Source organism: Mycolicibacterium novocastrense (genome assembly GCF_001570485.1).
In the GTDB taxonomy this organism is placed as follows: domain Bacteria; phylum Actinomycetota; class Actinomycetes; order Mycobacteriales; family Mycobacteriaceae; genus Mycobacterium; species Mycobacterium novocastrense.
In genome coordinates this window covers 58,858-73,629 of record NZ_BCTA01000105.1, presented here as the reverse complement: position 1 = coordinate 73,629, position 14,772 = coordinate 58,858, and the positions used below count along the sequence as shown (strand labels likewise).

Here is a 14,772-nt window from a genome sequence, read left to right as displayed (position 1 = left end):
GGCGACCGTGACCGTGCTCGATGAGCAAATCCCCGGCCCACACGCAGGGTTCGGGGAGCAGATACGACGCTGGCGACTGGATGTGCGGCTGAAGCTGGTGGTGATCGCCGAACTGATCGCCGCGGCGATCCTGGTCGCGGCCTCACCGGTGCCGTGGTGGCTGATTCCGCTGGTCGTGCTTGTGGTGCTGCTGGTGGTGACCGCCAGCTACAACGGTGCGACGGCGGCCGGCTGGCTGGCCCGGTGGGTGCGGTTCGTGTACTTCGGGCGCCGCGAAAGTGCCCGCCGGGCCCGCACCCGTATCCCCGAGCCGTTCACCGTGGACATGCCCGGTGCGGGGCCGGTGGGGATGATCTGGGACGGCCAGTACGCGGTCACGCTGATCGCCCTGCACGGACGTGCGTTCTCACCTACCGTGCTGGTGCCGGCGGGGGCAGAGACCATCGACACGATCCCATTGGAGGCGATCCGGTCGCGGTTGACCCAGTTCGCTGGTCTGGAGCTGCACTCGGTGGACGTGGTGCAGGCGGGCAGCCGGGTGGCCGCCGACGGCAGCTACACCCCTAAGTACGCCGAGATCGTCGGCGACCGTGCTGCCGTCGGCGACCGCCGCTCCTGGCTGGTGTTGCGGCTGTGCCCGCAGGCGTGTCTGGCGGCGATGCTGTATCGCGGCGATGCCGCCGCGGCTGCCGCGGCGGCCACTGAGCGGGTGCGCCAAGCGGTGCTGCGGGCGGGCTGCCGAGCGGTGACCTGCACCGCACCGCAGATCAGCGCAGCCTTCGCGGCCCTGCTCAACGACACCGATCTCAGTCGAGTGCAGGAGAATTGGTCTAACCTGGACGCCGACGCCGACTACGTGACCACCTACCGCATCGCCGGGCGTGACCTGAACACCAAGATGCTCAACGACCTGTGGACGGTGCGGGCACACCGCACCGTCACCACAGTGAGGTTGGTCGGTGACCGGGCTGGCAGCTGCCGCGTGGCCGCTCTGGTGCGGTTCCACACCGACGCCCCGTTGCCCCACCCTCCGCTGCTGGCACTGCAGCCGGTCTCCGGTCAGGCCTTCGACTCTCTGCTGGCATCGTTGCCGTTGGGGGACAGGGCTTTGCGTTTGCAATTGTCGCCACGTCTGCTGGGCGACGGCGGCGACCTCAAGATTGCGGTGGGTCCATCGGGGCCGATGTTCGGCATGACCGTGACCGGGGTCCCGTTCCTGATGCCGCTGACCGATCCGCTTCGGGCGACGCGGGTTTCGATCAGCGCCGACCTGTCGGTCGTGATCCCGCTGCTGCTGCGGACTAGTGCCGCCGGGGCGGTGATCCTGATCCACAGTGATCGTCCCGATGTGTGGCGACCGTTGTGCGACAACCATTATCGGATCAGCCTGGCCGGTGACCGCGACCCGGTGCGGCAGCCGACGGTGATCGTGGCCGACGGCGAGGGGCTGGCGCTGACGGCCGGCGAGCGGGGACACAGTCTGGTAACCGTGGGGTCGGTGGACTCCGATGCTGATCTAACGATCGTGCAGGAGTCCCCGGATGAGCTGGTGATCGGCACCCCGGCGGTGCGTGGGGTGCGGTTGTCGGTGATGCGTCCCCGTAATGAAGCGCAGTTCCTGACTCATCTGCGCACGGGAGCGCTGCGGCCGTGATTGATGAGCGTTCATTACAGGCGCTGCGTGCGGCGATGAAGGTGCTGCACAGTTCGCCGGATCGGGCTGCGCAGGTATTCGTCCTGGCCACCGGGGACAACCCGGAGCTGGCCGACGCCTGGTTGGGCCGGTATGCGACAGGGGAGCGGTCCGTGCAGGTGCTCGAGCGGCTGGCCAGCCACGCCGACCGGCTCGGCGAGGGTCTGCGCCGTATCCAGCACCGGCCCGCCGATCTGGGAGCGCACTTCGACATCGACTATGTGCGGATGCCGATTGTGGACGCGACCACCGCACGGCTGGCCTATGCTGCGGCGTTGATTCGGGAGCAGAACTGGCAGGGCGCCGACAGCGCCCTGTTCGAGCTGCCGACGACTCCGGCGGTGGGCTATGTGCGGTCGGTTCTAGCCACGGCCACCAAACGCTGGCCGGATGTCCTGGTCGCGGTGAGCAACTGCCGGCAGTGGCATAGCGATCCGCATCTGCGCAGGGCTGCGAGCCTGCAGGAGGCGTGGGCGGCAGCCTCGTTGGGGCTCAGTGACCGGGCTTTGGAAGCTGTCGAGCTGGTGGTCAATCCGCCCGCCGAGGATACGGCGTCGGGATGGAAGCCCAGCGCCCAGCAGGGCAGCGACGAGCTGACCCGCGACGCGCTGTTTTGTCGGGCGCTGGTGCTGCGCCACCGGGGCGAGGCTGAGGAGGCGCGGACGGTCCTGACCAACATCCGGGTGCAGTGGCCCGGTTTCGAGCGTGCCCAGACCGCGCTGTCGGATCCGACCTTTGGTCTGCAGATCACTGATCCGCAGACGATCGAGACGCGCACGGACCGCTGGGATGCCTCCACCGAGACCAGCGCCGAGGAGCGGGCAGCGCAGGAGTCGGCGCGCTCGGCGCAGACGCTGCTTGCTGATGCCGAAGCGGAGTTGGAGGCGATGGTCGGCCTGGATGAAGTCAAGGCCCGCATCGCCGAACTGCGCCACGACTCGATCGCGCGAGTCCTGCGGCAGCGCAAGGGGTTGCCGACGTCGCCGGTGTCGCGGCATCTGCTGATGGTGGGTCCCCCCGGAGTCGGCAAGACCGTCTCGGCGCGGGTGATCGCGCACATCTTCTGCGGACTGGGGCTGCTGCGCCGGCCCGACGTCTATGAGACCCGCCGCGACAAGCTGTTCGGCCGTCACGTCGGTGACACCGAGAACAACACGCGCGAGCAACTCGAAGCGGGTTTGGGTGCCACGGTGTTCATCGACGAGTTCGGTGATCTCATCCACACCGGCTACGGATCGGGTGACCCGTACGGCCAAGCCATCATCAGCACCCTGGTGCCGTTCATGGAGAACCACCGTGACGACATGGTGGTCATCGCCGCCGGTTATCCGATGGCCAGTCAGCGCGTGTTGGCCGCCAATGACGGGCTTCGATCGCGTTTCGCCACCCTCATCGAGTACGCCTCATACGACCCGGATCAGTTGATAGCGATCATGGAGGGGATCGCGGCCAAGGACGGTGACACCTTCGCGCCGGATGCGCTGCTGTCGCTGCGGGAGAGTTTCGCGCAGTATTACAACGCTCAAATCACCAGCAGCGAAGGTGATGTCATCCGTGTGATCGACGGCCTGGGCAACGGGCGTTTCGTGCGCACGGTGGTGGAGAAGGCGCAGTTGCACCGCAACAGCCGCATCGTGAGCTCTCTGGGCCTCAGCGGCGCCGATCTGTCCGATCCCGAGCTGGGCACCGACCTCGACGCGGACATGTTGACCCTGCTCACTGCGCAGGACGTGCACTACGGGCATCAGCAGGCGCTGCCTCCTGAGATGCGGACCAACTCGGCGCGGGCGGCGGACTGGCTGCGCGAGTCGCAGGAACGGCGCAGGGCTCAAGCACAGACCTAATCCCTGTTTGTTCGGTGTTCACGTATTGACTGACTCTGTATTTGTCTGCCAGGATTTAGACATGCGTTCAGATGACCCGACCGTTGATGTGGACAGCGCGCACGCGGCGATAGTCCAGGCGGAATCCCTGCTCAGCGTGGGACGAGCCGGGCTGGGCCGCAGTCGGCCCGCCGACGTCTGGGAGGTGCAGGCGGTCCAACCGCTGGCGGCGCTGCTGTTCGCGGCGTCTCCAGTCGGCAACGGGCAGGGCATGGACTGGGTGCGGGCGGCACTGGCCAACGTCGACCCCGAGGATGTGCGCAGTCCGGGCTGGGCGTATGCGGCTCTGTGGTGTTCGGTGTCAGCACCGGTGCTGGGCCAGTCGGTGGTGCGCACACTGACCTGCGATTGCCGGCAGCGTGATTCGATCGTGGCGGCGGTTCGCGCGGCGATCGACACTGACGGGCCGCTCGGGCAGCGGCGCTGTGGCTAGTCCTGTGGTGGGCGAGGCGCCGACGTTCACACCCACCCCTACCACCTACTGCGGCTTCAGCCGCCGGGTGGTCGGCAAGCGTGAGCAGTTGTATGTGCCTCGCAGCGCCCCAATGGTGTTGGTGTCCGCACCGTCGGACACCGGTAAGTCGCGGCGCATCTTGGCGCCGGCGGCGGTGCTGTGGGGCGGCCCGGCGGTGGTGGTGTCGTCCAAGGACGACCTGATGCAGAACGTCATGCAGCGCCGATGGGGGCCGCGGGCACTGCTGGACCTGCGCCCCTTAACGTCCCCGGTGTACCCCGACGGCATCGTCGCCAACGTCTACGACCCGACGGTGACCATCGACAGCCCCTACGAGGCGTTGACGGTGGCCGAAACGATCATGCAGATGGCCACCGTCGGGTTGGGCTCGGGAGCCGATCAGGTCTCCGACGGCGGGGTGTGGGAGTCCCAGGCCGCCGGCCCACTGGCGGCGTTTCTGTTCGCGGCCAGTCCGCAGGGCAACAGCAAGGGCATGAACTGGGTTTTGACCGGCGTGGACAACATTGACCCGGAGAGCACCAGTGAACCGGGCTGGGCACAGGCCGCCGCGATCTGCCATCAGTACCCGACGCTGTCGGTGGGCATGATGCGGATCATGGAAATGGATCCGCGCCAACGGGATTCGGTGGCCATCACCATGCGCAAAGCGATCACGCCGTGGCTGCGGACCTCGCTGGTAGATCGGGGTGCCGCACTGCCGTTCACGCTGGAGTTCCTCGATGACCCCCAGGCGACGCTGTACGTGCTGGCCCCGGCCGACGGCACCGTGGCCGGGGCTGCGGTCACCCTCCTGGACTCCCTCGTACGACGGTGGCGGGAGAAAACATCAGCGCGCGAACAGATGCACCGACTGCTCATGATCATCGACGAGCTGCCCAACACCGCGCCGATACCAAATCTGCCCAAGATCGTGGGTGAGGGCCGCGGATTGGGTATCAACCTCGTTGCGGCAGTCCAGGCATCGTCGTCCCTGGCCAGGGTGTACGGGCAGGACATTGCCGAGGAACTTCGTCACATCTTTGGCGCAGCGGTCATCATGTTCGGCGCTCGCGAGGATCAGATTCTTGAGGATGCACAAACCTGGTCACCGCTGACCAATCGAAGGAACCAGCAATTTGGGCAAGCCGACGGGCACAAGAGCCTCAGCAGCGAGCTAGGACCGTCATTGCGGTGGGAGGAGTTACTGCCGCCAACGCGTGAGCACGCCCGAGTCTTGGTGCGCGGCGGGGTTGGGGTGTGCGCGGAGATCCCGGATTGGTCAGAGTTCCTGCGGCGCTACGACACAGCGATCAGCGAGATACTCTCGCGCACCGCTCGGCAGGAGAAAGCTGGCGACACACAGTATTCGCGTGCTGCGGGGCTGCTTCGCCGGTTGTGGTCGGACACCCGCAACGACGCAGAGCTGTGATCGTCGTCTAGCACCAGTTGCTACCACATGGGATGCGGGCTGACATGAAACCAACGCCTGAGCGCATCCAACGCCGAAGAACGAAGGGCTGGCGCATGCCGGAAGGTGCGGATCTATGTCGGACGGCCGAGCAAGTGGGGGAACCCGGTTCGTTGTGGGCAGTGTGGTGCATTGCGAATCTGCGGGGCGCTCATGGTCACGCCGAATGACTGCGGACGATGCCGTTTCGTTTTTTGAGGTCGATCTGCGTTGCGGTTTCCTGCAGTTCAGCACCGAAGATGTACGTCGTGAACTTCGCGGCCATGACCTCGTGTGCTGCTGGTGCCCGCTGGATTCCCCCTTGTCATGCAGATGTGTTGCTGGAGTTGGCCAATGCCTGATCAAAGCGTGAAGCGATGCAGAGGTAGCCGCAATCCGCCCGAGGCAATCTGTCTCGATTATCCGCCGTCCGTCAAGCCGCGCGGCGTCTGTCCCTTCTGCCGGGACGACTTCGCGGTTCTCTGCGATGGCACGCTCAGCAATCACAACGCCGATCGGCCCTGGACGACTCCTCGGTGGAAGTGACTTGTCGTGGAAGACATAGAGATAACCAATCCACACGACAGCGCTCCACACGGTCTGTGGTGCTCTGTCGACCACGTCGATGACACCGCTTCTCCAGCAGAGAAGTCAGGGTCAATGCGCGGTGCTTCAGCGGGTGTGGGTGGCTCCGATGGTGCTCGATGGTGTAAGCGATTCCACGACAACGGTTTTCACGCCGACGCCGACGGCGGCTAGCGTCCAGATGATCCCGAGGACGTTGACCACCAGCGCAGCGGTGAGCAGCCGGGAGGATCGTGGCAGCGAGCGGATTGATCCGGCGCCGGGTGGGGTGCGGTCGATGGGGTCGGCCACTGGTGCGGTGTCGAACACTGAGGGTGCGGTCAGGTCGTCGGGCAGCAGTGTGGTGGGCAGCTCCACCGACGGCGCTGGTGGGGTCAGTGGCCACCATTCGGTGGAGCCGTCGATGGCCAACCAACCGTTGAGGATGCCGTAGACAGCGGCGGTCAGGGCGGCGGCTGGGAACTGCGCCATCAGCCAGGGCGCCAGGATCGCGCTTGTGAACCCCTGCCCGGGGTCATACAGCAGAGTTGTCACTGCGCCCAGTACCGCTGCGACCAACAACAGCGCCGGGAGGGGGTAGGAGCGCAGCCGGTCGGGGATCAACGCCTCGATGCGCTGGTAGATGAAGCGTCCCGCAGGCCAGCCCAGTGGTGCCGCGAGGGCGGCAAAGGTGACGATGGCCAGCTCGAGTTTGGCCTCCACGGTCTTGGCGCCCCGGCTCAGCAACGGGTGGGTGGCGTGGTCGTCGTAAGGGTTGGGGCGGGCGCCCGCGGTCTCGCGGTGCCGGCGGCGGATGCGCCGGTTGAGCAGTTCGGCGCGGCGTATCTGCATCGTGAAGATTGCGGAGTGCTCGGCGATCCACTCGCGGCGCAACTCGTCGTATCGGTCAACACTCGGCTTGAACAACATTTGTTTACGCATTGCCTTTCGCTGTCTTGTCTGTCAGCATGATAAGCATGTTGGACAGCGTAGCTCTGGGCCTGGCGAATGTCTCGCTGTTGGCGGGTGCCGCACTCGCTGTCGCCGGTTTTCTGCTCTTAAGCAGGGCGATTCGCGCACTGGTGGACAGGGGTGGGCGCCGCGGCGGCCACGCGGTCGCGGCGATGTCGGGTTGCCGAGGTCGTTCGCGCTCAGGTGAGTCACTCGTGAACACTTCGACACCGGCCGGGTTCAGCTTGGCCGGGGGTTCGGCGCTGTGGCCGGCGACGCTGGTGGGACCGCCGACGGCCCCCGGCGGTGGCACGTCGCGTCGCGGGCGGGGCTGGTTGTCGGGTCGGGGGCAGCGCCGCCGGATCAGCTCCCGTGGTGCGGCGGTGCTGCATCATCGCGATCGCGTCGATCCTCATCGAGGCCAGTCATGACGTTGACCGATGAGCAGTGGACTGAGCAGTTGCAGGCATCCGAGGACCCCGACAGCCTGTACCCGGATGCTCCCAAGTACGACCTACCCGAGGGCGCGCAGACCGACTACGAGGTCGACGACGACGACCAGTACGACGACGACGGCGGCGGCGATGGGGAGCCTTTCGATGACTACGCCGATCCCGACGAGGACGCCGATCCCGACGAGGACGGCGATCCGGGCGTACCGCAGGACCTGGTAGAGGTTCCGCTCGACAGCGGCGAGCACGACGAGCCGGCGCGTCCACGCCGGTTCGACGGCAAGATCGCGATGGGCTTCGCCGCGGCCGGGCTGGTGGCGGTCCTGGTGGCGATCGTCGGCGCGGTGGCCGTCTATAGCTCGGATGAACCGGCCCGGCCCACGGCCGCCTCGGTCACCGAACCGGGCGCAGTGCCGCCGCCGCGCACCGCGGCGCCGAAGCCGGCGGCCGCGGAGGCGGCTGATCGTCCGTTGCCCTACAGCGCCGATGCGGCGGGATCGTGTGCGGCGGGTTCGACGTCGGCGCAGACGATGGCCGGGGCTGATCCCCACAGCGCGTTCGTGTGCGTGCGGGGCGGGGCCGACGGTCAGGTGATCGAGATCGATCTGTCTAAGACCTACATGATCACCGCGATCTCCCTCACCCCAGGCTGGGTCGGCAAGGACGCCAGCGGGGCGTCGCAGTGGGGGCAGTACCGGGTGGTGACCACTGTGCAGTACCTGTTCAACGACACCGACTCGACATTGGTGACGCAGGAGACCAAGAACGTCCACGGCGAGGCCGTGCAACCGATCAAGCGGGTGTTGGCCTCCAAGGTCACGATCCTGATCCGACAGACCTCACGGCCACCGGCCCAGCCCGAGCCCGGCACGACTCCCCCGCCGACGCCTGGCGGCTTCACCCTTCCGGCGCCCCCGCTGACGCTGGCGCCGCTGCCGGGTTCCCCGATGGGCGGGCACCCCGAATCCGATCCGGTCGATGCCGCGTTCGCGATCAAGAGCTTGAAGATCATCGGCCACGAGCCGCTGTGAGTCGAAGGGACACCCTCGAATGCAGATGAGCAAGACGTGGCAGCGGCGAGTGCAGCGCGGCAAGCGGGCTGCCACTGCAGCCGGTAAGCCGCTGGTGCTGGGCTTGGCAGCACTGGCGGGCCTGAACCTGGTGTGGCAGTTCCTGTTCGGGTCGCCACCGGATCTCATCACCCCGTCACGCGAAGTGGTGAACAAGTCGGCTGTGGTCAGCGCATTCGCCCAGGACTACGTGTCGGTGTGGCTGACGGCCAGCCAGTCCGACGTGGCCAGCCTCAGCCAGTTCGTCACGGTCGATAACGCCAATCTGGCGCTTCCCTCCACACCGGCGGTGGTCATCAATACCCCCACGGTGGTGGCGGTCACCTACGCGGGCGTGGCGGGCAAGGACGGTGACGCCGAGGTGTTCTCCGTGGTGGTCGGCGTCACGCAGCGGCCTTACGAGTCGGCCAGCCCGCAGCGGGCGCTGTATCGGGTCCCGGTGCTGTGGTCGCGGTACGGCCCGCGGGCAGCGTCGCTGCCTGCACGGATCAGTGGGCCCGGTGCCGGTGCGGACCTTCCGCTGAGCTATCCGACCACATTGAGTGAATCCGACCCGGCCTACTCGGTGGCCTCCGGGTTTCTTACCGCCTACCTGACCGGCGACGGGCTGGTGGAGCGGTACGTGACCGCCGAGTCGAAGCTCCTCGGTGTTGCGGGGGCCTACCAGAGCATCACCGTGTCAGGGATCACCGCTATCTCACCGCCCCCGACGACACCGGGCGACGGGCAGACCGTGCGCGTCCTGGCCACCGTCACGGCGGTCAACTCACAGTACGCCCCAACGGAATTGAGCTATCCGCTGACGCTGACCGGGGTGGGTGGACGCTGGCTGGTCGCGGCCATCGACTTCGCTCCGGCGGTGTCCACCGACGACGCGCTGGTTCCGGCAACGGTGGACACCGACTGGCGTAGCGCCCAGACCCCGAACTGAAACATCCACACAACTGGAAGGAACACATCATGACCGAGACGGCACTGGCAGCCGGTGACCTCATCACCGCGATTCCCTCGCTGTGGCAGTCCCTACAGATTCCGTTGGCGATCATCGCCATCGCTGTCGGGGGCATAGCGGGAGCGTTCTCCCTGGTCCGTGGCTTCGGCGCGGCGGCCGGCAAGGTGCTGGGCGGAATCGCCATCGCGGCCATCATCCTCGGCGGTGTCGGTCTGGCGGTGAGCTTGAAAGGCACCGTCGACAAGCACGGCGGCGGAATCACTTCCGGCCAGTTCGGCTGACGAAACCGCCCTGTGAACGCAGGAATCCTCGAGGAGTCCCCAGGTGTCCGACGACGCAGACCGGCCGCGCCGAGCGCGGGTCTATGCCGATGTCCGCGACTTTCCCATCTACTTGTCGCACATCGACGACAACACCCGTCTGTGGTTCGCGCCGTGGCGCATCTGGGATGGGGTGACGTTCCTGCTCGGGGCCGCAGCCACAGTGTGGGCCACCCGGCACTGGCTCGATTCAGGGCACGCGGTCACAATCTTCCTGTTCGGTGCGGCCCTGACCGCCGGGCTGACCTTCCTGGCCCGGCAGATGCCAGTGTCGCGGCCCAGCCCGCTCTACCGCATCCTGTGGATGCTGGAGGGACTGGTGCACACCCGGCGTACCGCTGATGTCGACGGTCGCCGCGATGCGTGGCTGTCTCCACCGGATGAGGTGATCGACAACCTGGTCTTCACCGCTGGTGGCGTGTATGCCGAGTTCCTGGTGGACGGCCAACCGGGCGGCATGATGTCCTACGACCGCAAGGACGCCGTCGCGCGAGGTCATCGTCCCCTGGTGCGACAACTACCGTCGGGCATGCTGCTGTGGGGCGCCAATGTGCGCATCAATCCGCGACAACTGTTGCGGCGCATGCTCTCTGGCTACGGACACCATACTGCCTGGATTCAGGAGGTCCGCGACTGGGAGCAGTTCATCCAGATCGAACCGTTCTACGAGCAGATCTTTGGACTGCGAATCCCTGTCGACGCAGGGATGGAGGGCCGCAGCGGGGCCGGTGGGCTGGCCAAGGTAGCGACCGTGGTCGCCGGGCGTGACCCCGACGACCCGCAGTCCCTGGCCGGCTACCGCGAGATGGTCGACAAGCTGCTGACGAAAATCCCGCGACAGTTCAACGCCCGTCCTGCCACGCCCCGCCAGATTCACTGGTGGTATCGGCGCCGCTGGTCGTTGGGTGCGGTGTCGGAACCTTTCCCGCACGAACCGGGCGGTCCGGATCGGTTGTCTCGCGACGACTTTGCGGCGTTGATGCCCGCTGAGTTCGACTGCGGCGACCAACTTGCCCGTCGCGGGCATCGGTCTTGGTGGCGACGCATCGTGCCGTCAGTGGCCGCGGTGGTGGTCATCCGGCGCCAGCAGCAACCCGCGAGCTATCAGAGCATGCTCGCTGTCGCCCAGCTTCCTCGCGCGGGCCTGGTGTATCCGCGTGCGGAGTATCTGCTGTCGCTCTACGACGTCGATGTTGACAGTGACGTCGAGGTCGACTGGTTTCAGCACATCAGCACCCGCTCTGCCGAACGGGCGCTCAACCGAATCGACCGTGCCCAGCGCAATCTCGATGACCAGGCCTTCCAGCGAGGGTCGGTGCGGGCCAGTAACAGCGACCTGGCCGAGCGGTACGCCGCCGGCGAGGAGTACAACGCGAAACTGCGGGCCAGCAAGCTGGAACGCGAGGTCTGCGCCTCGACCGTCGTCGCCGTGGGTGCCAACAACCGGGCTGCTGTCGATCAAGCCACCCAGCAGATGCAGACGCACTTCGCCGAGGAACTCGACAGCACCTTGAGCCGCTGGGGTGGCAGTGCCCAGATCGGGCTGTGGCAGACCGGTCTGCCCGGCAGTGAGGAACGCAGCCCCCGCAATCAATTCGACCAGCCCACCACCACCACCGAGTGGGCTCGGTTCTCTCCGCTGGTGTCCAACGAGCTGGGCAACGAGACCGGAATCCTGTTCGCCCGCAACATGGCGACCCGTCGGCCGAGTCCGGTCCTGCTAGACCCCGAAGGCGCTGCGCAGCGCCGCGGTGCGCCGGGGGTGCTGTTTTTCGGCCCGCCCGGTGGCGGAAAGTCACAGGGCGCCAAGCGGGTCGTCACCGAGTTGATCGCCCGCAACAGCCAGTGCTCGATCGTTGACCCCGGCACCAATCGGGAGTGGGAGCCGGCCCTGGCGCATCTGGGGGATCGGGTGGTCTACATCAACCCGACCCGCGGCGATGTGTCGATGGACGGTCTGCGCATCTTCCGTCGGGAGATCGCTGTCGAGCGGACGTTGGATCACCTGCTGCCGATGATGGGCGTCGAACCGGATGCCGAGGTCGCCCGCCAGTTGAGGTATCTGCTGCGCCCCGACCAGCGGGTGGCCGAAAGCATGGGCGCGCTGGTGCGCTACCTCAACAGCCTGCGCGGCGAACAGGCTCGCGAGTACGCGGAGCTGACCGCCAAGCTCGACATGTGGGCCAACATCGACTATTTGCGGTCGATGTTCGACGAGTCCCTTCCTGTGCCGCCGATCGCGGAGAAAGACGCTGTGGTGTGGCTGACCTCCGAGCTGGAGCTACCGACCACCGCCCAGACCGAGGACCTGCATCAGTACCGCCGCCAAAGCGCCCGTGCCAGAGCAGGGTTCGCAATCTACGGCATGATCGCTGCAATCACCCGCGAGGCCTACACCGGGCACACCCGTAGGCCAGGGGGGTTCGGCTGGTTCGTCGCGGAGGAGGCCCGGACCTACTTCTCGTCCCCGGTCGGGCAGGAAGACGCGGTGCGACTGATTACTCAGGGCCGCAAAGAACGCTACGGGCTGATCGCGATCTCACAGCATGTGGAGCACTTCGCGGGCATCCCCACCAAAGACCTGCCGACACGGATCATCACCCCGTTCAAACCCATCGAACGAGACCAGGCCCGCGCAGAGTTCAAAGCCATCGGCATCGACCCCGAGGAGTACCCCGAGGTGCTCGATCTGCGCACGGTCGAGGGCCACGGGTATGCGTACATGATCGATGAGTTCGGACGGGCCGGCCTGGTGGACATGCTGCCCCCGGTGCAGCAGGAGCGGGTGGAAGCGTTCGACACCCGAGGAATCAATGCCGGAGACCGGCAGCCATGCTGAGCGCCTACTGCGCCTGGCGCTACACCCGTCCCGGCCTGCGCCGCGCATGGCTGATGGTGCAACTGCTCTGGGGTGGGGCACTGACCGCGCTGGTCACCGCGCCGCACGCCACCGCGGCGGGCTTCACCAACGCCGTGGGCTGGACCGGGATCACCGACACCACCGGCCAGCCCATCGGCTCGTACTTCATCGGCACTGTCTCGATGCTCGAAGCGGTCAGGGAACAGGGCAGCGACATGAGCGTGTTGGACCCGTCCTCGTGGGTTCCGGGCCTGGCCGACCGAGTGCAGATCGCACTGACCTACAGCCAACTGGCGACCCTGCTCGGGCTGTGCTGTGGCTTTCTGGTTGTGGTGGCCGCATTGGGGATCTGGTTCATCAAGTTCGCGTTGGGGTCTGTGTGGCTGGGCTGGTTGGGCGCCCTCGCCGCACCGATTGCGGTATCCCTTGCACATTTCGTGCAGACCTACAACGTCTTCCCGCTGGCCATCGTCGTTTGCCTGGCCGTCGGTGGAATCCTCTGCTACTGGCGGGGTTTCGCCACCGGCGCTGCAGTGATGGTCAGCGCCTATCTCGTGCTGCTGCTGATTTGGGTGTTCTTGCGCGACCCGGTTGATGAGTTGGTGGGCGATCACGGCCTGCTCGCGGTTGCGCGGTCGGTGGGATTTGAGTTTTCGCTGGGCGTCGGTAACAACGGGTCGCTGGCCGGCGGCAACGTCGACGCCCAGACCACGGCATTGGCGCAATGGATGGCCACGGTGTTGGTGCGCCATCCAGTCCAGATCGCCAACTTCGGCGAGGTGATCGACAACTACTCCGGATGCGCCGAGGCCTGGAACGCCGCGCTGAATCGCGGCAGCGGGGTCAGTGGGCCGTCGGCGGCGGCGGTCGCGGGCGCAGCCAGCGGCCCGGTGCATGCGATGAGGCAGTGCGGCCACCCGACGGCTTGGGCGCACGCCCACCAGCTCAGCGGCGAGACGATCGGGCTGATGTTCTTCATGAACTGCATCGTGCTCGCGCTGCTGATGTTGTTGTGCTACATCGGCTTGGAGGTCATTCGGATCGGGTTCCTGACCTTCTGGCACATTTTGGTGCTGATCCCGGCCGCGGCGGTCGCGGTGGCTCCCGGACCGCAGCGGCAGTACGCCAAGCGGACCGCGATCAAGCTTCTCGTGCACGCCGTGGAGATGATGTTTGCCACCGCAGGGTTCGGCGTGGTGCTCGTGATCATGTCCCATGTCACCGGAAACACGTTGCCGGGCATGAACATCGAGCACCCGATCATGAAGATGATCGTGATGTTGCTGATGGCCGCGGCCGCGGTGTTCGGGTTCCGGGCGATGATGCGCGGCTTCGGCGACCAGGGGCTTCCCGGTCCGATGACGATGGCCAAACGCACCATGCAGATGGGAATGGGACCGATCGGGCAGGCCGCCGCGATGCGGGCGACCTCCCGCGACCTACGCCGGATGGGCCGCGACGACTCCCGTTGGCCCAGTTCCCAACAGAACAGCGATGCGGGAAGCCGCGGACCGCAGGCCGGTCCGGGTCGACGCCCGCACCCGCCAGCACCGTCCGGTGGTGGCGGCGGATCACGCGGGCCAGGTTCCGGGCCGGCACGAACCGCCCACGCACCAACAGCGACCCCGACCAGCAGTGCTGCCCCTGCCGCCGCGACCAGCACGGCGAGCAGCGCGGGTGCGGCCGGGGCACGGGCGGCGGCAACGGCCCCGGCCGCGAGCGCTGGCGCCAGCGCAGCAGCGGGCGGGGGTGCCGCTACGGCCGCCGGCACCGCCGGGGCGTCGGTCGCCGCCGGGCCAGCTGCCCCGGTTGTCGCTGGAGCCGTGGTGGCCTCCAAAGCGGTTGCCAGCCAACGGAACAAGGGCGACGACAGTGCGTCAGGACGCCAGGCATCACCGCCGCCAGCATCCACGGCGGCGGGTAGGGGAGCAGGTACAGGTCCTGCGTCATCGAACTCAGGACGGTCGGGTGCCAGCGCGCCCCCAACGGGGCGTGACACCTCACGCAACTCAGTCTCGGACAAGGGGCGGGGCAGCTCCGATGAGCCGCCCCCGTCTGCCGGGCGCCGCGGGACGCCACCACAAGGTTAGAAGGCGAAATCTCATGACAGTGGTTACCCAGCAAAG

10 protein-coding genes and 1 pseudogene are annotated in these 14,772 nt (G+C 66.9%); 10 read left to right on the top strand and 1 reads right to left on the bottom strand.

From position 1 onward, the window contains the following. Nucleotides 1–7 precede the first annotated feature (7 nt). The 5 genes and pseudogenes from eccE (at nt 8) to RMCN_RS31785 (ending at nt 5,839) form a co-directional block, all read left to right on the top strand. Entirely contained in the window at nt 8–1,654 is a 1,647-nt protein-coding gene (gene eccE, locus RMCN_RS30560) for a type VII secretion protein EccE (protein ID WP_005148562.1), read from the top strand. Further along, nucleotides 1,651–3,537 carry a type VII secretion AAA-ATPase EccA gene (gene eccA / locus RMCN_RS30555; RefSeq protein ID WP_067396965.1) on the top strand — a complete coding sequence of 629 codons (1,887 nt, stop codon included), beginning with the start codon at nt 1,651–1,653 and terminating at the stop codon, nt 3,535–3,537. Before eccE ends, eccA begins: the two co-directional genes overlap by 4 nt. A 61-nt stretch (nt 3,538–3,598) precedes the next feature. After that, nucleotides 3,599–4,009, top strand: a complete 411-nt coding sequence (locus tag RMCN_RS30550) for a type IV secretion system protein VirD4 (RefSeq protein WP_067396963.1) — start codon at nt 3,599–3,601, stop codon at nt 4,007–4,009. Then, a complete protein-coding gene (locus RMCN_RS30545) occupies nt 4,002–5,459 on the top strand; it encodes a type IV secretory system conjugative DNA transfer family protein (protein ID WP_234787856.1) in 1,458 nt (485 codons plus the stop codon). The genes RMCN_RS30550 and RMCN_RS30545 overlap by 8 nt, the downstream gene beginning before the upstream one ends. 44 nt (nt 5,460–5,503) lie before the next feature. Next, nucleotides 5,504–5,839: pseudogene (locus RMCN_RS31785) on the top strand (DUF4326 domain-containing protein). A gap of 310 nt (nt 5,840–6,149) precedes the next feature. On the opposite strand, the gene RMCN_RS30535 reads toward RMCN_RS31785, so the two are convergent. Beyond that, on the bottom strand, nt 6,150–6,983 hold the full coding sequence (locus RMCN_RS30535; RefSeq protein ID WP_067396961.1) for a hypothetical protein: 834 nt from the start codon (nt 6,981–6,983) through the stop codon (nt 6,150–6,152). A gap of 436 nt (nt 6,984–7,419) precedes the next feature. On the opposite strand from RMCN_RS30535, the gene RMCN_RS30530 reads away from it, so the two are divergent. Genes RMCN_RS30530 through RMCN_RS30510 form a run of 5 tightly spaced genes read left to right on the top strand, consistent with a single transcriptional unit; the run spans nt 7,420 to nt 14,736 of the window. Continuing rightward, nucleotides 7,420–8,475 (top strand): hypothetical protein, encoded by a 1,056-nt coding sequence (locus tag RMCN_RS30530; protein ID WP_067396959.1) that lies wholly within the window; start codon nt 7,420–7,422, stop codon nt 8,473–8,475. 25 nt (nt 8,476–8,500) lie between these two features. Next, nucleotides 8,501–9,445, top strand: coding sequence for a conjugal transfer protein (locus tag RMCN_RS30525; RefSeq protein WP_234787855.1), 945 nt, complete (start codon nt 8,501–8,503; stop codon nt 9,443–9,445). A gap of 29 nt (nt 9,446–9,474) precedes the next feature. Continuing rightward, on the top strand, nt 9,475–9,747 hold the full coding sequence (locus RMCN_RS30520) for a hypothetical protein (protein ID WP_005148569.1): 273 nt from the start codon (nt 9,475–9,477) through the stop codon (nt 9,745–9,747). Nucleotides 9,748–9,790: 43 nt separating this feature from the next. Then, on the top strand, nt 9,791–12,625 hold the full coding sequence (locus RMCN_RS30515; protein WP_067396957.1) for an ATP-binding protein: 2,835 nt from the start codon (nt 9,791–9,793) through the stop codon (nt 12,623–12,625). Continuing rightward, on the top strand, nt 12,619–14,736 hold the full coding sequence (locus RMCN_RS30510; protein WP_067396955.1) for a hypothetical protein: 2,118 nt from the start codon (nt 12,619–12,621) through the stop codon (nt 14,734–14,736). The genes RMCN_RS30515 and RMCN_RS30510 overlap by 7 nt, the downstream gene beginning before the upstream one ends. Nucleotides 14,737–14,772: the final 36 nt, after the last annotated feature.

Bases quoted from the DNA above. Each gene is read 5' to 3' on its own strand.
- RMCN_RS30550 (WP_067396963.1), top strand. From the start codon at position 3,599: ATGCGTTCAGATGACCCGACCGTTGATGTGGACAGCGCGCACGCGGCG.
- RMCN_RS30535 (WP_067396961.1), bottom strand. From the start codon at position 6,983: ATGCGTAAACAAATGTTGTTCAAGCCGAGTGTTGACCGATACGACGAG.
- RMCN_RS30530 (WP_067396959.1), top strand. From the start codon at position 7,420: ATGACGTTGACCGATGAGCAGTGGACTGAGCAGTTGCAGGCATCCGAG.
- RMCN_RS30525 (WP_234787855.1), top strand. From the start codon at position 8,501: ATGAGCAAGACGTGGCAGCGGCGAGTGCAGCGCGGCAAGCGGGCTGCC.
- RMCN_RS30520 (WP_005148569.1), top strand. From the start codon at position 9,475: ATGACCGAGACGGCACTGGCAGCCGGTGACCTCATCACCGCGATTCCC.
- RMCN_RS30510 (WP_067396955.1), top strand. From the start codon at position 12,619: ATGCTGAGCGCCTACTGCGCCTGGCGCTACACCCGTCCCGGCCTGCGC.